Raw genomic sequence first — 20764 nt, forward strand, 5'->3', positions numbered from 1 at the left:
CTATTTCGCGCGCGTGGCCGCCCGTTCGTCCGGCGGGGGATGGTCGGCCATCAGCCGGTCCAGGTGCTGGCGGATGTGCGACGCCTCGGCGGCGGTGTTGGCCAGGGCGATGGCGCGGTCGAAGGCCGTACGCGCCTCGGCATGGCGTCCCAGTTCCAGGTTCAGGGCCCCCGTCAGGCCGTGGAAATGGAAATAGCCCGAGAGCTTGTCCGCCAGCGGGGCGATCATCTCCAGCGCCGCCTCCGGCCCGGCCACCTTGCTCACGGCGACGGCGCGGTTGAGCGTGACCACCGGCGACGGCGTCAGCCGTTCCAGGCTGGCGTACAGCCGGTCGATCTGGGCCCAGTCGGTGTCGGCCGGGGTCGGGGCGCGGGCGTGGAGGGCGGCGATGGCGGCCTGGACCTGATAGGCGCCCGGCCGGCGATGCCGCATGGCCTTGTCGATCAGGGCCAGACCCTCGTTGATCATCGGCCGGTTCCACAGCGAGCGATCTTGGTCCTCCAGCAGTACGATCTGGCCCTCGGCGTCGAACCGGGCCGGGGTGCGGGCATGCTGGATCAGCATCAGCGCCAGCAGGCCCATGATCTCGGGCTCGGTCTGGTAGAGCCGCAGCAACAGGCGGGCCAGCCGGATCGCCTCGCCGCACAGCTGGGCGCGCGCGGGGTTGTCGCCGGCGGAGTAGCCTTCGTTGAAGACCAGGTAGAGCATGGCCGCCACAGCCGCGAGCCGCTCGGCCCGCTCGACCGGGCCCGGGGTGGCGAACTCGGCGTCTCCGGCCGCCACGCGGGCCTTCGCGCGGGTGATCCGCTGCTCCATCGCCGACTCCGACGCCAGGAAGGCGCGGGCGATCTGCTTCACCGACAGGCCGGACACGATCCGCAGCGCCAGGGCCACCTGCTGGGTGGCGGGCAGGTCGGGGTGGCAGCAGATGAACAGCAAGCGCAGCACGTCGTCGCGGTAGTCGGACGCGTCGATCTGCTCGGCGACGCGCGTTTCGGCGTCGTCCAGGTCCGAGAGCGTGTCCTCGGGCGGCAGCTCGGTCTGGCGCGAGCGCTTGCGCACGCCGTCCAGGGCGGCGTTGCGGCCGACCATGATCAGCCAGGCGGCGGGATCGCGGGGCGGCCCGTTCCGCGGCCAGTTGTTCAGCGCCCGCAGGCAAGCGTCCTGGAAGGCCTCCTCCGCGGTGTCCAGGTCGCGGAAGTAGCGCAGGAGCGCGCCGACGGCCTGGGGCCGCGCGGCCGAGATCGCCGCGTTGATCCAGGCCAGGTCATGGCTCATGCGGCGACCACCCCCTTGGCCACGGCGTCCGGCGAGCCGGGGTTGTAGACGGCCAGGGGACGGATCTCGTAGGCGCCGCCGGGATTGGCCTCGCCCAGGTCCCGGGCGACCTGCAGCGCCTCGTCCAGGTCGGCCACGTCGATGATGTAGATGCCCAGCAGCTGTTCCTTGGTCTCGGCGAACGGGCCGTCGATCACCAGGGGCGGGTCGCTCTTGCGGAAGGTGGTGGCGGCCGTGGTGGGGAGCAGCCGCAGCGACGGGCCCAGCTTGCCCGCGGCCTCCAGGCGGTCGCGTACGACGCCCAGGCGCTGCATCACCTCGCCGTCCTGCTTCTTGTCCCAGGCCCAGACGACGTCCTCGTCGTTGTAGCAGAGCAGGGCGTACAGCATTTTCGGGGCCTCCTCGTTCGTCCCTAGGACGGCGGAGAATGCCCCAGCCCGACAGGCGGGCGCAAAAAGATCAGCGCGTCGGGACGGGTTTGTCGCCGCGGTAGTCGTAGAAGCCGCGGCCCGACTTGCGGCCCAGCCAGCCGGCCTCGACGTATTTCACCAGCAGCGGGCAAGGCCGGTACTTGGAGTCCGCCAGGCCCTCGTACAGGACGTTCATGATCGACAGCACCGTGTCGAGGCCGATGAAGTCGCCCAGCTCCAGAGGTCCCATCGGGTGGTTGGCGCCGAGCCGCAGGGCCGTGTCGATGGCGTCGACCGTGCCGACGCCCTCGTAGAGGGTGTAGATCGCCTCGTTGATCATCGGCACCAGCACGCGGTTGACGATGAAGGCGGGGAAATCCTCGGCGTTCGAGGTGGTCTTGCCCAGCGACTGCGCGAAGCTGACGGCCAGTTCGTAGGTGTCGGCGTCGGTGGCGATGCCGCGGATGATCTCCACCAGCTTCATGACCGGCGCGGGGTTCATGAAGTGCAGGCCGATGAACTTGCCGGGCCGGTCGGTGGCGGAGGCGAGGCGGGTGATCGAGATCGAGGACGTGTTCGACGCCAGCAGCGTATGCGGCGTCAGGTGGGGCTGCAGCGCCTTGAAGATCGTCTTTTTGGTCTCTTCATTCTCGGTGGCCGCTTCGATGGCCAGGTCGGTCTTGCCGATGTTCTGCAGTTCCGCCGCCGGCTTGATGCGCGCGATGGCGGCTTCCATGGCCGCATGCTCGATGATCCCGCGCGAAACCTGCCGGGCCATGTTCTTCTCGATCTGGGCGATCCCCTGGTCGATCCGCTCGGGGCTCACATCGTGGAGCAACACGTCGTAGCCGCCGAGGGCGCAGACGTGGGCGATGCCGGAACCCATTTGACCGGCGCCGATGACGCCCACCGTCTTGATGTCAACCACAGGCCTGGATCCTTCAGAGCGCTTGCCGCTTTTTGTGGCAGCTTTCTAACAGTCGCAGCTTTCTAACATCTGTATGGCGCACTGCGGCAAGGGGAATTGCTGCGTCGCAGCAGATCGGGCGCGCTGCGGGGATTCCGAGACACGCGCGGCGACCACCTCGGACAACAACCCTGCGCGGAGGGCGGCGATGGGTCGCAACTTCCGGCTGTTTCGGGGGCGACGATCCCGGCGCTCAGTTCCGAGGCGACCTGCCTGTCGAACAGGCGCGCCGGCCGCCAAAACGAAAAGGGGCGGCCCTTCCGGACCGCCCCTTCGCTTTGCTCGGCGATGGCTCCGCGGCCTATTTGCCGGCGGCGGCCAGGGCGCTCATCAGTTCGGGCACGGCGGCCTTGTAGTCCGCCACGAGGCCGTAGTCGGCCACCTGGAAGATCGGCGCGTCGGGGTCCTTGTTGATCGCCACGATCACCTTGGAGTCCTTCATGCCGGCGAGGTGCTGGATCGCGCCGGAGATGCCGATGGCGACATAGAGCTCCGGGGCGACGACCTTGCCGGTCTGGCCCACCTGGTAGTCGTTCGGCGCGTAGCCGGCGTCCACCGCGGCGCGGCTGGCGCCCACGGCGGCCCCCAGCTTGTCGGCCAGCGGCTCGATCACGGCCTGGAACTCCTCGGCCGAGCCCATGGCGCGACCGCCGGAGACCACGATCTTGGCGGCGCCCAGGTCCGGGCGGGCCGACTTGACGATCTGCTGGTCGACGAAGTGGCTCTTGGCCGGGGCGGCGGGCGCCGAAACGCTCTCAACCTTGGCCGAGCCGCCTTCAGCCGCCGCCTTGAAGGCGGTCGGGCGAACCGTCAGCACCTTCTTGGCGTCCGACGACTGGACGGTCTCCAGCGCGTTGCCGGCGTAGATCGGGCGCACGAAGGTGTTGGCGTCCACCACCTCGATCACGTCCGAGATCTGGGCCACGTCCAGCTTGGCCGCGACGCGCGGGCTGAAGTTCTTGCCCTGGGTCGTGGCGGGCGTCAGCACCGCGTCGTAGGCGCCCATCAGGCCGACGACCACGTCCTGGAACGCCTCGGCCAGGCCCTGGCCCAGCTCGGCGCTCTCGGCGGTCAGCACCTTGCGCACGCCGGCGATCTTGGCGGCCTCGGCGGCGACCGCGGCGGTGTTGGTCCCGGCGACCAGGACGTCCACGTCGCCCGAGATCGCCAGGGCGGCGGTCACGACCTTGTGGGTGTTGTCCTTGAGGGCGGAGTTGTCGTGATCGGCGACGACGAGAACGGACATTAGAGGACCCCCGCGGTCTTGAGGTTGGAGACGAGGTCGGCAGCGGTCTCGACCTTGACGCCGGCGGAACGCTTCGGCGGCTCGGTGACCTTCAGGACCTTCAGCTTGGCGGCCGTGTCGACGCCGAGCGAGGAGAGCTCCTTCACGTCCAGCGGCTTCTTCTTGGCCTTCATGATGTTGGGCAGCGAGGCGTAGCGCGGCTCGTTGAGGCGCAGGTCGGCGGTCACGACCGCCGGCAGGTCCACGTCGAGGGTCTGCAGGCCGCCGTCGACCTCGCGGGTCACCTTGGCCTTGCCGCCTTCCACCGCGACTTCCGAAGCGAACGCCGCCTGCGGCCAGTCGAGCAGGGCCGCCAGCATCTGGCCCGTGGCGTTGTTGTCGCCATCGATGGCCTGCTTGCCCATCAGGACCAGTTCGGGGCTCTCTTCGGCCACCACGGCCTTCAGCACCTTGGCCACGGCCAGCGGCTCGAGATCCTGGTCGGTCTGGATGAGGATGGCGCGGTCGGCGCCCATGGCCAGGGCGGTCCGCAGGGTTTCCTGCGCCTGGGTCGGGCCGACGGACACGGCGACGATCTCGGTCGCCACGCCCTTTTCCTTCAGGCGGACGGCCTCTTCGACCGCGATTTCGCAGAAGGGATTCATCGACATCTTGACGTTCGCGAGGTCGACGCCCGTCTGATCGGCCTTAACACGGGCCTTGACGTTGTAGTCGATCACCCGCTTCACCGGGACCAACACCTTCATGGGTTGCTAGCGCCTCAAATTGTTTGCGGAAAAAAATGAGCCGGGTGGGCAATAGCGGTTCCGCCGCGCATTGCAAGCGCGCGCACGCGACTTTCGCCGCAGCGCACAAGGCTAGTCAGAGCCGGGTCTCCTTACGTAAAAGGTCGCCATGAACGCCAATATCGAGCGCATGAAGCTCATCTTCCTCGGCTTCCTGGCCGTATTCGTCGCCGGTGCGATCGGCGTTGGCGTCTGGCAGGTCGGCTGGGTGATGCCGCGCGACAAGTGCGAGAAGGAACAGCGAAAGTGGTGGGACCCGGATCAGCGGGTCTGCGCCCAGCCGGTCCTCGTGTCTGACATCACCGGGCGCGTCATCACCGATGACAAGGCCTTGGCCGAGGCGAAGAAGGCCATCGGCCGGCCGGCGGCTCCGGCCGTAAAGGGCGAGGCGACCTCTCCGGCCAAGCCTTAACGCGTCGCGCCGGACTGCCAGAACACCTCGGCCCGGCCCTGGTCGTTGGCCCAGCGGGCGGCGACGAACAGGAAGTCGGACAGCCGGTTCAGGTAGCGTAGCGAGGGGCCGGTGACCGGCTCGCCCGCCTCGATCAGGCGCACGGCGTCCCGCTCGGCGCGGCGGCACACGGTGCGGGCCAGGTGCAGGGCGGCGGAGGCGGGGGTCCCGCCTGGCAGGACGAACGACTTCAGGCCGGGAAGGCGGTCGTTCAGGGCGTCGATCTCGCCCTCGATGCGGACGATCTGGCTGTCCAGCACGCGGAGCACCGAGCCTTCGGCCTCGTCTGGCTTCGGCGGGGTGGCCAGGTCCGCGCCCAGGTCGAACAGCTCATTCTGGATCCGCGCCAACATGGCGTCGAGCTCTTGGTCGGCGGCCAGGTGGACACGGGCCAGCCCGATGCAGGCGTTGGTCTCGTCGACGGCGCCATAGCTCTCGACCCGCAGGTCGGTCTTGCTGACCGTGGCGCCGGTGGCGAGGCGGGTCGTCCCGGCGTCGCCGGTGCGCGTGTAGATGCGGTTGAGGGTGACCATCTCAGCCCTGGCTGCCGCGCCACCAGACGGCCAGCATCAGCACCGCGACGGCGATCGCCTGGGTCAGGACACGCAGGCGCATGAGCTTGTTGGACCAGGAGCGCCCGAAGTCGCCGCCACGGAATAGCGCGTAGATGCCGAGGGCAAGGACAGTACCCACCGCGGCCAGGGCGGCAAAGATGGCGTAGTCGAATAGGTCCATGCGGCTAGCTTAGGCCGCTGAACGGCGCTACGCCATGGGTAAGGCCTGAGTCCATTTTAAACTTGACTTTGCGGCGCGTGATCATGTTCAACGAGCGTCGCTCCCCGCAGAACGGCGAGATTTGTTGTGCGGCGGGAAGCCTTGAGGAATAAGGGTTTGGGCTTCGCTGAGAGCGCTCCCATATGGCGTTCTCGGCGGGCTGTCTCGCGGGTCGCAATCGGTTACGCGGGCCGGGTTTGTTGAACGTGTTCACCGCCGGTGATACCCACCGGTAATCCTCCCCACCTACAAGTCGCCAGTTTCCCCCCAGCTGGCGAAATTCAAGAGAAGAATGAAGCACATCTCCCCCACTCAGGTCGCCGTCGACACCCCGACGCGCGCCCCTACCCGCCGGGCTCTCGCCAAGCAGCAGACCCGCCTGAAGGTCCTCGCCGCCGCCCGCCGCCTGTTCAGCGAGCAGGGTTACGAAGGCGCCACCATCCGCGACATCGCCGCCGCCGCCGGCATGTCGACGGGCGCGGTTTTCGCGAATTTCACTGATAAATCAGATCTCTTCCGAGAGATCATGGTCGACGACATGGAGGCCTTGAGCGCCGCCATGCGCGACGCGGCGACCCGCGGGCGCAACGTGGAAGACGCCGTCCTGAAGATCTTCATGGCGGGCTACACCTTCTACAAGAGCCGCCTGCAGCTGGCTCGCGCCGCCTTCTCGGTGTCCTGGGACAAGGACGGCGGCCCGACCCTCCGCGGCATTTCGTCCTCCACGGCCTTCCAGGACCTGTTCGCAGAGCAGCTGAACGCCGCGGTCGAGCGCGGCGAGTTGTCGCAGGAAGCGGAGGTCAAGCTGCGGAGCCAGATGCTGTTCGACGCCTATCTGTCGAACTTCCCGCAGGCGATCTTCGAAGGCTGGAGCCTGGACGCGCTTCAGGCCCGGGCCCGCGACCAGATCCGGATCCTGCTGGCCGGGGCGCGCCGGGGCTGATCGCCGCGCCGCAATGAAAGCCGAGGTCGGACCTCTCCCGGGCTCCGCGCCCCTGCGGCGGTCGCAAAAGGAAGCGACGCGCCAACGGGTGATCGCATCCGCCCGGGAGCTGTTCGACACCCACGGATACCAGGGCACGACGATCCGCGAGATCGCGCGCCATGCGGGCGTGTCGGTGGGCAGCGTCTTCACGACCTTCGCCTCTAAGGGAGAGATCCTCTCGGAGGTCATGCAGGCCCGGCTCGAGCCGCTGTACGCCGAGCTCGACCGGGTCATGCCCCACGTGCGCGGTTCGACCGCCGACCGCCTGCGCACCATGTTCGCCGTCCACTTCGAATTCGAAGCCCGGCACGTGCGCCTGTTCCTGTCGCACATCGCGGCGGCCTATGACTGGACGCTCCCGCCCGCGGCCCGCCCCTACGGCCGCACGCCCAGGCTCCAGGAGGTGATCCTGGAGACGCTGCAGCAAGGGCAGGAACGCGGCGAGGTGCGACCGGACGTCGACCTCCAGGACGTCGTCGACCTCCTGATGAGCGCCTACGGCTGGACCTATCGCCTGGTGATCACGAACGATGCGGACGCCAAGGTCCTGATCGCAGCGATGGATCGTCAGATCGGCCTGATCGCCGAAGGCTTCACGCCGAAGTCCTAGCCAGGGTTCCGCCCGCGCCTAGTTCGCGCCTTCCAGCAGCCGCCGGGCGATGACCTGCGCCTGGATCTCGCCGGCGCCCTCGAAGATGTTGAGGATCCGCGCGTCGGCCAGGACGCGGCTGACCGGCTGTTCCACCGCAAAGCCCGTCCCGCCGTGGATCTGGACCGCATTGTCCGCGGCCGCCCAGGCGATGCGGGCGGCGGTGAGCTTGGCCATGCCCGCCTCGAGGTCGCAGCGGCGGCCCTCGTCCTTGGCCCGCGCCGCGAACCAGGCCAGGCGGCGCGCGCCCAGGATTTCGGCCGCCATCATCGCCAGCTTGTTGGCAACGCGGGGGAAATCGGCGATCGGCCCGCCGAACTGGCGGCGCTGAAGCGCGTAGTCGAGAGCGAGGTCGAGGGCGTTCTGCGCCACGCCGATGGCGCGGGCGGCGGTCTGGATACGGGCGCTCTCGAAGGTGGCCATCAGCTGGACGAATCCCTGGCCCTCCTGGCCGCCCAACAGGTGCGCGTGGGGAACCTCGAAGCCGTCGAAGGCGATCTCGTATTCCTTCATGCCGCGATAGCCGATGACGCCGATCTCGCCACCGCTCATGCCCTGGGCGGGGAAAGGATCGCCGTCGGTCCCGCGGGGCTTCTCGGCCAGGAACATCGACAGGCCGCGGTGGTCCCTGCTGTTCGGATCGGTGCGGACCAGCAGGGTCATGAGATCGGCGCGGGCCGCGTGGGTGATCCAGGTCTTGGCGCCCGAGACGCGCCAGACGTCGCCGTCCCGCACCGCGCGGGTCCGCAGGCTGCCAAGGTCCGACCCCGCCTCGGGCTCGGTGAAGACCGCGGTGGGGATGATGGTTCCCGCGGCGATGGCCGGCAGGAACCTGGCCTTCTGCTCGGGCGTGCCGTGCGCCAGGATCAGCTCCGCGGCGATCTCTGAGCGCGTGCCCAGGGAACCCGTCCCGATCCAGCCGCGCGACAGGGCCTCGGACACGATGCACATCGCCACCTTGCCCAGGCCTGAGCCGCCCCATTCCTCGGGCGCCGTCAGACCGAAGACGCCCAGGTCCCCCAACTCCTGCAGCAGCGACAGGGGGATCAACTCGTCGCGCAGGTGCCAGCCGTGCGCGAAGGGCGCGATCTTCTCCTCGGTGAAGGCGTGGAACTGGTCGCGGACCGCTTCCAGCGTCTCGTCCAGCCCGCTGGCCTCCAGGGACGGGCGTCCGCGGGCCTGGTCCAGCAGCTCGACGATCCGAAGCTTGACCGCCTGGGTCGCTCCCGGCCGTAGCCGGCCGATCACCGGGTCCAGTCGCCCCGCGGCGACAAGGACGTCGGCGGGCCGGAAGATCTCCCCCTGGTTCATGGGAACGCCGCCGACCATCTGGCTCAGGTACTCGTGCGCCAGCAGCTGGGCGGGCAGGGCCTCGGCCTCGGTCAAGCGTCCGTCCCCCTCCAGCGCCCGGGCCCAGGCGGCCACCTGGCGCAGGGTCTCGGCATAGGCCGCGGCCCAGGCCAGGCCGTGCGCGGCGTGTTGTTCGGCGTCCAGCGCGGCGCGGTCCAGGCGTTCGTCCGCTGTCACGCGCGGGGCCACGGCGCCGGCGATCGCGGCGGCCAGGGCCCCGGCTTCATCCGCGGCGGCGTCGAGAAGATCGGTGAGGTTCGGCAGTACGAGAGTCATGAGCCCCTTATGGCAGGCTTGCGTTGCGTCAGGTCAGGCCGCTTTGTGGTCGCCGACCCACAACAAGAAGGAAGCGCCCATGCTCGTCGTCCACCACCTCAATGACAGCCGCTCGCAACGCATCCTCTGGCTGCTGGAGGAACTGGGCGTCCCGTACGAGATCAAGTTCTACCAGCGCGACGCCACCACGCGCCTGGCGCCGCCCGAGCTCATCGCCATCCATCCGCTGGGCAAGTCGCCGGTGGTGACCGACGATGGGCGGACGGTCCACGAGTCCGGCGCCATCGTCGACTACATCATCCGCCGGCACGGCGGCGGCCGCCTGGCCCCGGCCATCGGCAGCGAGGCCTACGAGACCTACAACCAATGGCTCCACTACGCGGAGGGCTCGGCCATGCTGCCGCTGATGCTGCAGCTCTACACCGGCCGCCTGGGGGAAGCCGCCGCGCCGCTGAAGCCGCGGATCGAGAGCGAGATCGCCAATCACCTGGGCTACATCGACAGCGCCCTGAAGGGCCGGACCTGGCTGGTCGACGATCAGCTCAGCGGCGCCGACATCAACCTCAGCTTCGTGGGCGAAATCGCGCTGGTGTTCGGGCGGGGCGAACAGTTCCCCAACATCAAGGCCTGGGTCGAACGCTTCCAGGCGCGCCCGGCCTACAAGGCGGCCCTGGAGAAGGGCGGGGCCTACAGCTACGCCCGCTGATCATTCGAACGGCGGGAAGTCGTCGTCCAGCACGCCGTCGATGAAGTCGAACACCGTCGCCTTCAGCGATGCGTGCGGGATGGCCGAGAAATGGTCGACGCCCGGCAGGCTCTTGCCGGTCCCGTGGCGGAAGACCCGCGCCAGCGCCTCGGGATCGCCCGCCAGGTCGTCGCGCGCGCCGGCGACCACCAGGACCGGCATGGGCAGTCTCTCCAGTTCGGCGGGGGTCAGGGGCGGGCTGTGGGCGGCGGTGAAGGCGGCCAGGGCCTGGCGGTCTTCGCCCTGCTCGTCGGCGAACTGGCGGAAGCTGCGCAGCAGGTCGCTTGAGATCGTCGCCGGATCGTCGGCGGCCATGGCCTCGGCCATCGCCTCCACGCCGCCCTCGCGCGGCGGGTCGAACAGCTTGCCGCCGACCCCGCCCAGCAGGAGGTTCGAGATCCGGTCCGGTGCGTCGAGCGCCATCTGCATCGCCGTCCGCGTGCCCATGGAATAGCCCAGCACGTCCACGCGCCCGACCCCCAGGTGATCCAGCAGGGCCAGGGCGTCCGCCGCCATGACGCTGCGGCCATAGTCGGCCGGATCGTGCGAACGCAGGCTCTCGCCGTGGCCGCGCTGATCCAGGGCGATGGTCCGGAAGCCCCGCCGCTCCAGGGCCGCGTACCAGCCGGTCCGCCGCCAGCCTTCGGCGCGGTTGGAGGCGAAGCCGTGAAGCAGCAGGATTGTCCGCTGGACAGGGCCGGGCGGGGCGATGTCGTCGTAGGCGAGCTCGGCGCCGTTCAGTGTGATCTTGGGCATGCGGGCGACCGTAAGGTCAGGGCGGCTCGCCCGTCCACTCCCAGTGCCAGGGCTCGAAGGGGTAGTTCACGAAGCCGAACCGGTGCGCGTTGGCCAGGAGCCAGCGATAGGTGGCGGTGCGGGTCAGGAAGAGGCGGTTTGGGTCGGCGGTGGAGTCGGGGCCGTATCCTGGCGCCTGGCCGACATAGATGTCGGCGGCGAGACCGGTGCGGTGGGCCGAGCAGCGGGCCCGCACGATCCCGTCGCAATTGCCCTCGGCCCGGCACCTGGCGGCGTCGGCCGCCGGGCTGCGATAGCCCGAGAAGATCGTCAGGTTGCGCGGATCGGCGGCGATCTCGGGAACTTCGGCTCGCGCGGCGGCCGCCATCCGCCGGTAGGCGTCCAGCGCCTTGGGCCGCATCCACACCTGCTTGCCGCCATAGCCCTCGTCTATCCGCGCGGCGGTGATCAGGTCGGGGGTGTCGGGGCAGGTCCCGAGCGAGGTGAAGCGGACGAACTCGCGGCGAGCCTGCACCGCGTTCTTGAGGGCGACGAACACCGGCTCGGTCAGGACGCCGGTCGCATCCAGGTCGCGCGAAGCCTGCCAGGCGGCAAGCGCCGCCGCGAACCCCTCGCTGTCGGCCGGGCAGGCGGTCCGGATCTCGCTCTGGATCAGGGGGACATAGATCTCCCACCCGGTCTCCTGCCGGCCGAACGGCGCCCAGGCCAGGGACTGCTGCGAGATTGCGTTGGCTTGCGCGGCGGCGGCCCAACCTTCGGAGCGGCAGTCCGCGCTCACCGTCGTCGACGTCTGCCCCGCCACGTCCCCCGGTGCGCCCAGGGGTTTGCCGGACGGTGGATGGGCTGGCGAACAGCTGGTCACGCGCAGCACGAGGAGCAGCAGCAGCACGATGGCGGCCGCCGAGGCTCCCAGGAACCGCATGACATCTCGGAGCTTCATCCACATCACCGCCAGCAATGGGCGGCTGAACGCGGAGGTCCAGCATGAAGTTCTCGCCTGTTCTACTTTGCGGCGTAGCGGCGGCTGCGCTCGCCGCCTGCGAGATACGGCCCCGCGAGACGGCGAGCACCTCCCAGAACTCGGCGCCGCCCTCCGCCTCCCTGCCCGCGTCGACCTCCCCGGCGCCGGCGACGCCATCCGCATCCCCGGTGGCGCGGGCGGTCGACCGGGCCGTGTTCAACGCCGAAGCGTCGACGCCCGCGGCCCGGCGCGACATGCTGATCCGCGCCCAGGTGCTGCTGGACCGGGCCCACTTCTCGCCGGGGGTCATCGACGGCCAGGACGGCGAGAACGTGAAGAACGCCATCGCCGCCTACGAGCGCGCCCACGGCCTGCCGGAGGATGGGGTGTTGGATCCGGAGGTGTGGGCGAAGCTCACCGCCGACCCCGGACCGGTCCTGGTGGACTATACGATCACCGCGGCCGACGCGGCGGGGCCCTACACGCCGGAGATCCCCGAGGCGTACGAGGACATGGCGCGTCTGGACAGGCTGGCCTTCACCGGTCCGCTGGAAGCCCTGGCCGAGCGATTCCACATGGATGCGGCCCTGCTGCAGGCGTTGAACCCCGGCGCCGACTTCGCCGCGGCGGGGACGAGGATCCTGGTCGCCCATCCCGCCCGCGCCGAGCTGCCGGCCAAGGTGGCCCTGATCGAAGTGGACAAGGCCCGCAAGCAGGTCCGGGCCTATGACAGCGCGCGCAAGCTGCTGGCCGCCTATCCGGCCACGGTGGGCTCGTCGGAGCTGCCGACCCCGTCCGGCGAGTGGGCGGTCCGCGCCATAGCCCCATCTCCTACCTGGACCTATGACCCCAGCCGGCTGAACTTCGGGGACAAGTCGGCCGGCAAGCTGACGATCAAGGCCGGTCCGAACAATCCGGTCGGCGCCGTGTGGATCGACCTCACCAAGGACACCTACGGCATCCACGGGGCCCCCGAGCCCCGGCTGGTCGGCAAGACCGCGAGCCACGGATGCGTGCGCCTGACCAACTGGGACGCCGTGCAGCTGTCCAAGGCGGTGGAAAAAGGCTCCAGGGTTGTATTCGTGGGTGAGACCAAGGGGGCCGCAACCTAGGATCGGCGCAAATTCCCGAAATTTCTCAGGCAATTCCCATTGTAAAGGTTTCGGTTACCGAACGCCGGTTACCCATTTTGAGTAGCGGCAAAACGCCGCGAATAGGGATGAAGCACCATGACCTCTCAGGGTCCGGCGCAGATCATCGCGGCGATGAGTCGGATCGACCGGGTCGCGGGCCGAGGTATCCGGGAGCGCGACCGTCGGCTCCGGACGGCCGAGCGGCGCCGACCGAGCCGCCGCGAGATCGAGGCCTATGACGCGCTGATCCAGCGGCTGTCCAAGGTCCATCAGGTCGAGTTCGAGCGCATCGACTGGGACCGGCTGGAGGCCGAGGGGCCAGTGGTCCCGACGGTGGCCCGCGACGCCGTCTCGGCCGTGGCGCGCCAGAAGCTCGCCAACTACCGGCCGTCGCTGATCGATGCGCTGTTGGGCCTGGAACGGGAAAAACGCCGAGCGCTGATGGAGAAGGTGGTGGAAGCCGCCAAGGCCGACGCCGAGCTCTACGCCCTCGCCAAGTCGCAGGCCGACGCGCACAATCGCATGCTGGCTCTCGCTCCCGACGTGCGCGAGCTCAAGATCGAGGCCATCGCCGGGGTGCTGAAGGCAAACGGCGCGGCCGCGGCCCTCAAGGACGTGGTCGAGGGCTTTCGCCTCTACTCTGAAGGAAAGAGCCGACTGATCGGCCAGATCGATCTCTGGGAGTACGACGCCCTGCCTGACGAGGCGTGCACGAGCGCCGGCTATGCCCCCGTGGCGGACGCCGATCGCTGCGAGCTCCACCTCGCCAACGCCTGCGCCGCGGCGCTGCGGGCCGCCGCCGAGATCCTGCAGGCGGCGCACGTGCCCTCCGTGGAGATCCTGGCCCGCGTCTGCCGGCCCGGTGGCCTGGCCGAGACGGACCTGCAGCCGGTGCTCCACGTGAAGGTTCCGGTCGAGGCCCTGCGCAAGCTTCAGCTGACCAAGGTCGAGGCGCCGCAGGCGGTGGCCGCGCTCGGCGCCCAGGTCGACTGGAATTCCGCCCGCGGCTTCGCGCCGATCCGTGTGGACGATCCGGCGCTGGTGCGCCTGACCGCGCCCCGCGCGGCCGCTTAGGACCGCCAGCGCAGCGTCGCGGGCTCGACGGGGTTCTCGAAGGGCCGCCCTTCGCGGCGGCTCGCGATCCACTCGCGTTTCAACGCCTGGTACCACTTGGCCTGGCGGTCGGCGTCGTCGATCCAGAGCAGCGTCGGGTCGTGCTTCAGGCCCTGGTTCTGCAGCTTCACCATGTCGCCGTCCTGGCGCAGGAACGTCCGCGCCATCCGCGCGATCACGGGCCCGAGCAGGCTGAAAGCCGGGTGATCCGACCAGACGATCTGGGTCACCTGGGTCCGGTTGTCGTCCATGGGTGTCAGACAGGTGAGAGAGAGCACCTGGCGCTTGCCCACCGTCACATGTTCCCAGCGCAAGCCCGGCAGGCGGAAGGTTATCTCCGTCTCGGGCCGCCCACCCAGTATGGCGTAGGCGCGGCTGTTGCTGGACGGCGCATGCCGGATCATGGCGAAGCCGCTCTCGCGCGGCTCGAACCGCTTTTCCTTGTCGTGTTCGCTGCCCGCCGTGCGCCACCACCATTGACGATGGACGTAGGGCCCGTGGGCCGGGTCCATCAGGCCGACCACGGCCTGGTCGACGTGGGCGTCGAACACCATGCGGTCGACGAGTTTCGGGGACCCGCCCACCACGCCGGGAAACAGGGGCGGCGGCTGGTCCGGCTCGCCCAGGGGAGTAGCGCCCACCCAGACGAAGACCATGCCCTGGCTCTCGGCCACCGCGTACCGCCGCACCTGGATGCGCGAGACGTCCAGGGCCTGGTCCGCGGTCAGCGAGGGGATCGCCGCACAGGCGCCGTCCGCGCGGAACCGCCAGCCGTGGTACGGGCAGGCCACGGTCTCCACCCCCAGCTCGTCCTTGTGGAAGCGCCCGGCCGACAGGGGCGCGGCGCGGTGCGGGCAGACGTCACGCAGGGCGAAGAGCTGGCCGCCCCTGGAGCGCCCCAGCGCCACCGGCTCGCCCAGCAGCTCCACGCGGCTGAGCCGGCCCGGCTTCAGGTCGGCGGACATGGCCGCGAAGTACCAGGCGTCGGTGAGGAAGCCGCGGCCAAAGCGGACGTCCGCCCGGGCCGTTCGGGGGTCTCCATCAGGCATGCGCTTGTTTTAGCCGGCTATATCAGTCGCAGGAAGCACGCCGCGTGGGGCGACAGCCCCACCGAACCGCCGCGCAGGTCCGCCTCCCCGGCGCGCAGCGGCAGCAGCTCGGCCCGCTCCAGGGAGGGATGGGCGAACACCTGGGGATCGCGCCCGAAGTTGAAGACGCAGACGATCTCTTCGCCCTCGTGGCGGCGGATGAAGGCCACGACCGGATCGGCCGTCGCGACAAACTCGATCTGGCCCAGCCGGAGCGCAGGGGTCGCCCTGCGCAGGGCGATCATTTCCCGGGAGAAGCTGAGCGGGGAGTCCGGGTCCTCACCCTGCTCCTCCACGGACAGGCCGCGATGCTCTTCGGCCAGGGGCAGCCAAGGCTCCCCATCGGTGAACCCCATCTGCGGCCCGGCCGTCCAGGGCATGGGCGTGCGGCACCCGTCGCGGCCGCCGTCGTACGGCCAGTAGAGGTCGCCCACCGGGTCGCGCAGCTGATCGCGGGTCAGGGCGGCCTGCGGCAGGCCCAGCTCCTCGCCCTGGTAGATCAGGGTCGTGCCCTTCAGGCTGATCAGCAGGGCGAAGAGCATCTTGGCCAGTTCGGGCGAGGCGTCGGTGCCGCCGAGACGGCTGACCGTGCGCGGCACGTCGTGGTTCGAGAAGCTGATCGTCGGCCAGTGGTCGGGATAGGCGGCCAGGGTCTCGAAGTGCTGGGTCACGAAACCGGCCTCCAGCTTGCGCGCCAGCAGCATCACGAAGGTGTAGCCGGAGTGCAGGCCATGGGCCGGCGGGAGATAGGCGCCGCAGCGCGCCTCCTCCTCCGAGAACTCGCCGAACACGAAGCGCTCGCCGCTCCCCTTGCCGTCGTGCGCCTCGACCCGGCGGCGGATGACGTCGAGCGTCTCGACGTTCTCCTCCAGATTGGAGTCGTACCAGTGGAGCTGCAGGTTGCCGGCGTGGGACCAGTGGTAGCCGCGGCGCTCCGCCATGGGCACGGGCGGGTTGGGGGTCAGCGCCGCGTCGTGCAGGAACGTGCCGGCGACATCCAGCCGGAAGCCGTCGACGCCCTTGGCGAGCCAGAAGTCGAGCACCGACAGCGCCGCCTCGCGGGCGCCGGGAGAGCGCCAGTTGAGCTTGGGCTGCTGGCGCAGGAACTTGTGGTGGTAGTGCTGGCGCCGCGCCGGCTGGTAGGCCCAGGCCGGGCCGCCGAACACGCTGAGCCAGTTGTTCGGCGCCGTGCCGTCTTCCCGGGGGTCGGCCCAGACGTACCAGTCGGCCTTGGGCCCGTCCTTGCCGCCGGTCAGGCTCTCCACGAACCAGGGATGCACGTCGGAGGTGTGGCTGAGCACTTCGTCCAGCACGACCTTCAGGCCGCGCGCATGCGCCGCGTCGAGCAGGCGCTGGAAATCCTCGTGCGTGCCGTAATCGCCCTGGATCCCCTCGAAGTCGGCGATGTCGTAGCCCCAGTCGCGGTTCGGCGATGGGTGGATCGGGGACAGCCACAGGCCATCGACGCCCAGGCTCTGGATGTAGTCCAGCTTGGCCAGGACGCCGGGCAGGTCGCCGTGGCCGTCGCCGTCGGAGTCGAAGAAGCTGCGGACGTAGACGTGGTAGAGGATCGCGCCCTTCCACCAGGGTTCGCCGGTCATCGTTGCTCCCCCTCAGGGGGAGCTCCGGCGAAGCCGGTGAGGGGGCTTCCGCTCAAAACTCCACCTGCGCTCAAGAAAAAGGGGCTGCCGATCCATCTGAACGGAAGCCCCCTCCGTCGCCTGCGGCGACACCTCCCCCGAAGGGGAGGAACTAGACTTCCGACGCGTCGGTGACGATCTTGGAGACCAGCCCGTATTCGACGGCCTGCTCGGCGCTCATCCAGAAGTTCCGCTGGGTGTCCTTGACGACCTTCTCATAGGTCTGGCCGGTCTCGCGGGCGATGAGGCGGTTCAGCCGCTCCTGCATCTTGATGATCTCTTCCGCCTCGATCTCGATGTCCGAGGCCTGGCCGCGCACGCCGCCGGCGGGCTGGTGCAGCAGGAAGCGGGTGTTGGGCAGGCAGAGCCGGTTTTCCTTGGTCGCGCCCAGGAAGATGTGTGCGCCGGCGCTGGCCACCCAGCCGGTGCCGATCACCTTCACCTGGTTGCCGCAGAAGCGGATCATGTCGTGGATGGTGTCGCCGCTTTCCACGTGGCCGCCCGGCGAGTTGATGATCACCCGGATCGGCTTGTCGCTCTCGCTGGCGAGGGCGGTGATCTGGGCGGTGACCCGCTCGGCCAGGCGCATGTCGATCTCGCCGAAGATCAGCACGGTCCGCGACTTGAACAGCGCGTTCTGGACCGGCCCGGAGGTCATGGGCATGTCGGGCAGGCGGCCCTTGTCCTCGTCGTCGCCGTCTTCGTCGTCGAGGTAGGAGATCCACTTCAGCATCTTGGGCAGCCCTGTCTTGTCGCCGCGACCCGCGGCGGGAGTTATGTCCCCCAACAGCTATTGGTCCGGACGCGTGTCGGCAAGCGGCGGATGACGATTCCGCGCCTACCGCGCCGCGGTCAGCACCAGCCGGGCGTAGAACTGGACCATCTTCTCCAGGTTGCCGAGCGCGATGTGCTCGTTGACGCCGTGGATCATCTGGACGTCCGCCAGGTCGAACTCCACCGGCTGGAACCGGTAGACGTCCTTGGCCACGGGCGTGAGGAAGCGGCTGTCGGTGCCCGCGGTCACCAGGCTGGGGGCGACCGGGGCCTGGGCCACGGCGCCCGCGGTGGCCGCGACCACCTTCCAGCCCCACGAACTGGAGGACGACACCGGCGACGGCTCGTTGGGCGGGGCGTTCCAGGCCAGGGTCACCGGCAGGTCGCCCACCGCCGCCTTGGCCCGCGCCATCACCGTCTCCGAAGTGTCGCCGGGCGCGATGCGGTAATTGATCCACGCGGTGGCGTCCTGCGGGAGGACATTCTCCTTCGGACTGCCTTTCAGCATGGTCGGGGCGATGGTGGTGTGCAGCAGGGCGGCGCCGGGCGGGGTCGCGCCGACCTGCTTGGCCAGCAGGCCGCCGAACAGCCATTCGTTGGCCACAGCCATGCGCACCACGAACGGCGCCTCGGGGGCCAGCGTCTTGACCATCTCTGCGCCGGGGCCCTGGAAGGCCATGGGGAACGGATCGTCCGCGATCGCCACCACCGCCCGCGACAGGTTCACCACGCCGCCCGCGTCGGCTGGCGGCGACGACGAGTGGCCGCCGGCGGCCTTCGCCGTGACGCGCAGCGTGCCGTAGCCCTTCTCCGCTGTGCCGATAACGGCCACCTTGCCGCCGCTGATGGGGTTGTCGTTGATGACCGCCAGGCCCTCGTCCAGCACGAACTCGGCGGTGATCCCGCGGGACTTCAGCAGCGCGGCGGCGGCGCTGGCGCCCTGGCCGGCCACCTCCTCGTCGCCGCCGGAGACGATCATGACCGTGCGGCGCGGCTTGAAGCCCTGTTTCGCCAGGGTCTCCAACGCCTCGAAGATGCCGATGAGCGAGCCCTTGTCGTCGATCGCGCCGCGGCCCCAGACGGCGTTCTCGGCGATGGTCCCGCCGAAGGGCGGATACTTCCAGTCCTTCTCGGTCTCCGGCGTCACCGGCACCACGTCCTGGTGCGCCATCAGGACGATGGGAGCCAACGTCTTGTCGGTTCCGGTCCAGGTGTAGACGAGCGTCCGGCTGGCCACCTCCTCGCGCGCCATGGCGGCGTGGGCGGCGGGATAGTTCGCCGCCAGCAGGGCGTGGAGTTTCGTCCACTCGGCATCGACGTCCTCGGCGCGATCCTGGTGGCGGACGGTGGGGATCTGGATCGCCTGACTCAGCCGCTGGGCCGCGCCGGCCACGTCGACGGCGATGGGCGCGGCGACGCTGATGGCCGCCGTGTCCGCGGCGGCGGGCGGCCTGAACGTGAAGGTCCGCACCAGGACCACCGCGACAAGCACGATCAGCGCGGCCGCGAGGCCGAGGGCGATCCGCCCGACGATACGCATGCTGGAACCCTTCCCCTTTCTCCCGATCCTCGACGCTCGCCCGTTGAACCGCAAGGCGCAGCCGCCATTTCGCAGAGGTGCCTCCCCTCGCCCTCCGCCTGACGCCGCCCTCGCCGGAAGCCCTGGCCGTCGCCGGTCTCTGGTCCGTGCTGGTCGACCTGGCGATCGCCGCCCTGCTGCTGGGCCTTGCCGTCGCGCGCTGGGCGCCGCCGGAGGACCTGCCCTGGACGCCGCTGCGCCTCGATCAGCCGGTGGGTCTGGCGACCGGCATGAAGTTCGCCGCGGCCGCCCACGACCCGGGCCGGTGCCGCGCGGTGCTCGCCGAAGGCGGCGTGGCGTTCGTCGAGGAGCCCGACCGGGTGAGCGGCGCCTGCGCGACCCGGAACACGGTGCGGCTGCAGGGCGGCTCGCTCTCGCCGGCCGCCCCGGTGATGACGTGCCAGCAGGCCCTGGCCTACGCCTTCTGGACACGCCATGCCGTGCAGCCCGCCGCCCGCGCCGAGCTGGGCGAGCCGGTGACTCGTGTCGAGCACTATGGGACCTATGCCTGTCGCAACCTCTATGGCCGCGCTACGGGCGCCCGCAGTCAGCACGCCTATGCCAACGCGTTGGACGTCGCCGCCTTCCGCACCGCATCGGGCCGGCGGGTGAGCGTGCTGGGCGACTTCCGGGACGAGGGCGCGGACGGGCGTTTCCTGCGGCGCGTCCGCGACGGCGCCTGCCCCTGGTTCGCCGCGGTCCTCAGCCCGGACTACAACGCCGCCCACCGCGACCACCTGCATCTCGACATGGGTCGGTTCCGGGCCTGCCGCTGACCGGGGCCGCCTTGACCTCGCGGCAGCGCCTGACGCAAATGGCCGCAACTCAAACAACCGTTTGGAAGGACGCCCCGATGAGCCAAGTTCTCGAAGCCCCGCCTGTGAGCGTCAACGGTCTGTTCGACCTGACCGGCAAGGTGGCCGTGATCACCGGCTCGTCGCGGGGCATCGGCCGGGCGATCGCCGAGCGCATGGCCCAGCAGGGCGCCAAGGTGGTGATCAGCTCGCGCAAGGCCGGCCCCTGCGAAGAGGTCGCCGCCCTGATCAACGAACGCAGCCCCGGCCACGCCATCGCCGTCCCGGCCAACATCTCCTCGAAGGACGACCTTCAGCGGCTGATGGATGAGACCCGCAAGGCCTTCGGCAAGATCGACATCCTGGTCTGCAACGCCGCCTCCAACCCCTATTACGGCAGCCAGCTCGAGATCAGCGACGAGGCCTTCACCAAGATCCTGGCTAACAACATCATCGCCAACAACTGGATGATCCAGATGGTGGCCCCCGAGATGAAGGAACGTAAGGACGGCGCGATCATCGTGATCTCGTCCATCGGCGGCCTGCGCGGCACCGAGGTGATCGGCGCCTACGCGATCTCCAAGGCGGCCGACATGCAGCTGGCGCGGAACCTTGCCAAGGAGCTGGGCCCCTACAATGTGCGCATCAACTGTGTGGCCCCCGGCCTGGTGAAGACCGATTTCGCCAAGGCGCTGTGGGACACGCCGGCCGGCGAGGAACGGGCCAGCTCCGGCACCCCCTTGCGCCGCCTGGGCGAGCCCGACGACCTGGCCGGCGCCGCCGTCTACCTGGCCTCGCGCGCCGGCGCCTGGACCACGGGACAGACGATCGTAGTGGATGGTGGGAGCACCTGCTGAGGCTTTCAGCTCCTCCCCCGAACCGAAGAGTTCGGGGGAGGTGTCAGCGTAGCTGACGGAGGGGGCGCGAGGCAGCTTCTGATGACTGTCGGCCTTGCGCCCCTCCGTCGTCGCGTTCGCGCCGGTCCACCTCCCCCGCTGCGCAGGGGAGGA

At 69.6% G+C, this 20764-nt stretch carries 22 protein-coding genes; 8 read left to right on the forward strand and 14 right to left on the reverse strand.

Translation table 11 applies throughout. The features are described 5' to 3' along the window. The 5 genes from AX721_RS24040 to AX721_RS24060 form a co-directional block, all read right to left on the reverse strand. Nucleotides 1-1278, reverse strand: a complete 1278-nt coding sequence (locus AX721_RS24040) for an RNA polymerase sigma factor (protein WP_068878492.1) — start codon at nt 1276-1278, stop codon at nt 1-3. Beyond that, nucleotides 1275-1667, reverse strand: a complete 393-nt coding sequence (locus tag AX721_RS24045) for a YciI family protein (protein WP_068878493.1) — start codon at nt 1665-1667, stop codon at nt 1275-1277. Before AX721_RS24045 ends, AX721_RS24040 begins: the two co-directional genes overlap by 4 nt. A gap of 70 nt (nt 1668-1737) precedes the next feature. Beyond that, on the reverse strand, nt 1738-2616 hold the full coding sequence (locus tag AX721_RS24050; RefSeq protein ID WP_068878494.1) for a 3-hydroxybutyryl-CoA dehydrogenase: 879 nt from the start codon (nt 2614-2616) through the stop codon (nt 1738-1740). 340 nt (nt 2617-2956) lie between these two features. Further along, nucleotides 2957-3901, reverse strand: a complete 945-nt coding sequence (locus tag AX721_RS24055; protein WP_068878495.1) for an electron transfer flavoprotein subunit alpha/FixB family protein — start codon at nt 3899-3901, stop codon at nt 2957-2959. Further along, nucleotides 3901-4647 (reverse strand): electron transfer flavoprotein subunit beta/FixA family protein, encoded by a 747-nt coding sequence (locus tag AX721_RS24060; protein WP_068878496.1) that lies wholly within the window; start codon nt 4645-4647, stop codon nt 3901-3903. Before AX721_RS24060 ends, AX721_RS24055 begins: the two co-directional genes overlap by 1 nt. 148 nt (nt 4648-4795) lie before the next feature. Here AX721_RS24060 and AX721_RS24065 point away from each other — a divergent pair, with 148 nt between their 5' ends. Further along, entirely contained in the window at nt 4796-5098 is a 303-nt protein-coding gene (locus AX721_RS24065; RefSeq protein WP_068878497.1) for a hypothetical protein, read from the forward strand. Here the strand turns inward: AX721_RS24065 and AX721_RS24070 are convergent. After that, the gene (locus AX721_RS24070; protein WP_068878498.1) at nt 5095-5670 is read right to left on the reverse strand and encodes a cob(I)yrinic acid a,c-diamide adenosyltransferase; all 576 of its coding nucleotides are present in this window, start codon (nt 5668-5670) and stop codon (nt 5095-5097) included. The two genes, AX721_RS24065 and AX721_RS24070, sit on opposite strands and share 4 nt — an antisense overlap. Nucleotide 5671: 1 nt before the next feature. Then, complete coding sequence (locus AX721_RS24075) at nt 5672-5872, reverse strand: twin transmembrane helix small protein (RefSeq protein ID WP_068878499.1); 201 nt, start codon at nt 5870-5872, stop codon at nt 5672-5674. Between the two features lie 331 nt (nt 5873-6203). On the opposite strand from AX721_RS24075, the gene AX721_RS24080 reads away from it, so the two are divergent. After that, complete coding sequence (locus tag AX721_RS24080; protein ID WP_068878500.1) at nt 6204-6854, forward strand: TetR/AcrR family transcriptional regulator; 651 nt, start codon at nt 6204-6206, stop codon at nt 6852-6854. Nucleotides 6855-6867: 13 nt separating this feature from the next. Further along, nucleotides 6868-7506, forward strand: coding sequence for a TetR/AcrR family transcriptional regulator (locus tag AX721_RS24085; protein ID WP_068878501.1), 639 nt, complete (start codon nt 6868-6870; stop codon nt 7504-7506). 18 nt (nt 7507-7524) lie between these two features. Here AX721_RS24085 and AX721_RS24090 read toward each other — a convergent pair whose 3' ends face one another. Beyond that, nucleotides 7525-9171, reverse strand: a complete 1647-nt coding sequence (locus AX721_RS24090) for an acyl-CoA dehydrogenase family protein (protein WP_068878502.1) — start codon at nt 9169-9171, stop codon at nt 7525-7527. Between the two features lie 79 nt (nt 9172-9250). Between AX721_RS24090 and AX721_RS24095 the strand changes: the two genes are divergently transcribed. Next, nucleotides 9251-9877 (forward strand): glutathione S-transferase family protein, encoded by a 627-nt coding sequence (locus AX721_RS24095; protein WP_068878503.1) that lies wholly within the window; start codon nt 9251-9253, stop codon nt 9875-9877. Here AX721_RS24095 and AX721_RS24100 read toward each other — a convergent pair whose 3' ends face one another. After that, nucleotides 9878-10672, reverse strand: a complete 795-nt coding sequence (locus tag AX721_RS24100; protein ID WP_068878504.1) for an alpha/beta fold hydrolase — start codon at nt 10670-10672, stop codon at nt 9878-9880. It abuts the gene before it with no gap. Between the two features lie 16 nt (nt 10673-10688). After that, nucleotides 10689-11612 carry a M15 family metallopeptidase gene (locus AX721_RS24105; protein ID WP_197422706.1) on the reverse strand — a complete coding sequence of 308 codons (924 nt, stop codon included), beginning with the start codon at nt 11610-11612 and terminating at the stop codon, nt 10689-10691. Nucleotides 11613-11656: 44 nt separating this feature from the next. Between AX721_RS24105 and AX721_RS24110 the strand changes: the two genes are divergently transcribed. Both AX721_RS24110 and AX721_RS24115 read left to right on the forward strand, forming a co-directional pair. Continuing rightward, entirely contained in the window at nt 11657-12745 is a 1089-nt protein-coding gene (locus AX721_RS24110; protein ID WP_068878506.1) for a L,D-transpeptidase, read from the forward strand. A gap of 117 nt (nt 12746-12862) precedes the next feature. Beyond that, on the forward strand, nt 12863-13840 hold the full coding sequence (locus AX721_RS24115) for a hypothetical protein (protein WP_068878507.1): 978 nt from the start codon (nt 12863-12865) through the stop codon (nt 13838-13840). Here AX721_RS24115 and AX721_RS24120 read toward each other — a convergent pair. The 4 genes from AX721_RS24120 to AX721_RS24135 all read right to left on the reverse strand — a co-directional run bounded on the left by AX721_RS24120 (nt 13837) and on the right by AX721_RS24135 (nt 18921). Further along, nucleotides 13837-14928 carry an aromatic ring-hydroxylating dioxygenase subunit alpha gene (locus tag AX721_RS24120; RefSeq protein ID WP_068878508.1) on the reverse strand — a complete coding sequence of 364 codons (1092 nt, stop codon included), beginning with the start codon at nt 14926-14928 and terminating at the stop codon, nt 13837-13839. The genes AX721_RS24115 and AX721_RS24120 overlap by 4 nt on opposite strands. A 17-nt stretch (nt 14929-14945) precedes the next feature. Further along, on the reverse strand, nt 14946-16568 hold the full coding sequence (locus AX721_RS24125) for an alpha-glucosidase (protein WP_068878509.1): 1623 nt from the start codon (nt 16566-16568) through the stop codon (nt 14946-14948). A gap of 151 nt (nt 16569-16719) precedes the next feature. Continuing rightward, nucleotides 16720-17340: an ATP-dependent Clp protease proteolytic subunit gene (locus AX721_RS24130; protein WP_068878510.1), complete on the reverse strand. Its 621-nt coding sequence runs from the start codon at nt 17338-17340 to the stop codon at nt 16720-16722. A 105-nt stretch (nt 17341-17445) separates the two neighbouring features. Further along, nucleotides 17446-18921 carry a M20 family peptidase gene (locus AX721_RS24135; protein ID WP_068878511.1) on the reverse strand — a complete coding sequence of 492 codons (1476 nt, stop codon included), beginning with the start codon at nt 18919-18921 and terminating at the stop codon, nt 17446-17448. A 77-nt stretch (nt 18922-18998) separates the two neighbouring features. Between AX721_RS24135 and AX721_RS24140 the strand changes: the two genes are divergently transcribed. Then, entirely contained in the window at nt 18999-19736 is a 738-nt protein-coding gene (locus AX721_RS24140) for an extensin family protein (protein WP_231733398.1), read from the forward strand. A gap of 77 nt (nt 19737-19813) precedes the next feature. After that, nucleotides 19814-20611, forward strand: a complete 798-nt coding sequence (locus AX721_RS24145; protein ID WP_068878512.1) for an SDR family oxidoreductase — start codon at nt 19814-19816, stop codon at nt 20609-20611. Nucleotides 20612-20764 lie beyond the last annotated feature (153 nt).

This window comes from Phenylobacterium sp. CCH9-H3, from assembly GCF_001557235.1.
Classification (GTDB): domain Bacteria; phylum Pseudomonadota; class Alphaproteobacteria; order Caulobacterales; family Caulobacteraceae; genus Phenylobacterium.

What these genes read in the sequence shown, in the direction of transcription:
- AX721_RS24085 (WP_068878501.1), top strand. Translation starts at nt 6,868, where the DNA reads ATGAAAGCCGAGGTCGGACCTCTCCCGGGCTCCGCGCCCCTGCGGCGG.
- AX721_RS24105 (WP_197422706.1), bottom strand. Translation starts at nt 11,612, where the DNA reads ATGAAGCTCCGAGATGTCATGCGGTTCCTGGGAGCCTCGGCGGCCGCC.
- AX721_RS24115 (WP_068878507.1), top strand. Translation starts at nt 12,863, where the DNA reads ATGACCTCTCAGGGTCCGGCGCAGATCATCGCGGCGATGAGTCGGATC.
- AX721_RS24125 (WP_068878509.1), bottom strand. Translation starts at nt 16,568, where the DNA reads ATGACCGGCGAACCCTGGTGGAAGGGCGCGATCCTCTACCACGTCTAC.
- AX721_RS24080 (WP_068878500.1), top strand. Translation starts at nt 6,204, where the DNA reads ATGAAGCACATCTCCCCCACTCAGGTCGCCGTCGACACCCCGACGCGC.
- AX721_RS24145 (WP_068878512.1), top strand. Translation starts at nt 19,814, where the DNA reads ATGAGCCAAGTTCTCGAAGCCCCGCCTGTGAGCGTCAACGGTCTGTTC.
- AX721_RS24095 (WP_068878503.1), top strand. Translation starts at nt 9,251, where the DNA reads ATGCTCGTCGTCCACCACCTCAATGACAGCCGCTCGCAACGCATCCTC.
- AX721_RS24090 (WP_068878502.1), bottom strand. Translation starts at nt 9,171, where the DNA reads ATGACTCTCGTACTGCCGAACCTCACCGATCTTCTCGACGCCGCCGCG.
- AX721_RS24075 (WP_068878499.1), bottom strand. Translation starts at nt 5,872, where the DNA reads ATGGACCTATTCGACTACGCCATCTTTGCCGCCCTGGCCGCGGTGGGT.
- AX721_RS24130 (WP_068878510.1), bottom strand. Translation starts at nt 17,340, where the DNA reads ATGCTGAAGTGGATCTCCTACCTCGACGACGAAGACGGCGACGACGAG.
- AX721_RS24120 (WP_068878508.1), bottom strand. Translation starts at nt 14,928, where the DNA reads ATGCCTGATGGAGACCCCCGAACGGCCCGGGCGGACGTCCGCTTTGGC.
- AX721_RS24045 (WP_068878493.1), bottom strand. Translation starts at nt 1,667, where the DNA reads ATGCTGTACGCCCTGCTCTGCTACAACGACGAGGACGTCGTCTGGGCC.
- AX721_RS24040 (WP_068878492.1), bottom strand. Translation starts at nt 1,278, where the DNA reads ATGAGCCATGACCTGGCCTGGATCAACGCGGCGATCTCGGCCGCGCGG.
- AX721_RS24100 (WP_068878504.1), bottom strand. Translation starts at nt 10,672, where the DNA reads ATGCCCAAGATCACACTGAACGGCGCCGAGCTCGCCTACGACGACATC.
- AX721_RS24110 (WP_068878506.1), top strand. Translation starts at nt 11,657, where the DNA reads ATGAAGTTCTCGCCTGTTCTACTTTGCGGCGTAGCGGCGGCTGCGCTC.
- AX721_RS24070 (WP_068878498.1), bottom strand. Translation starts at nt 5,670, where the DNA reads ATGGTCACCCTCAACCGCATCTACACGCGCACCGGCGACGCCGGGACG.
- AX721_RS24060 (WP_068878496.1), bottom strand. Translation starts at nt 4,647, where the DNA reads ATGAAGGTGTTGGTCCCGGTGAAGCGGGTGATCGACTACAACGTCAAG.
- AX721_RS24135 (WP_068878511.1), bottom strand. Translation starts at nt 18,921, where the DNA reads ATGCGTATCGTCGGGCGGATCGCCCTCGGCCTCGCGGCCGCGCTGATC.
- AX721_RS24065 (WP_068878497.1), top strand. Translation starts at nt 4,796, where the DNA reads ATGAACGCCAATATCGAGCGCATGAAGCTCATCTTCCTCGGCTTCCTG.
- AX721_RS24055 (WP_068878495.1), bottom strand. Translation starts at nt 3,901, where the DNA reads ATGTCCGTTCTCGTCGTCGCCGATCACGACAACTCCGCCCTCAAGGAC.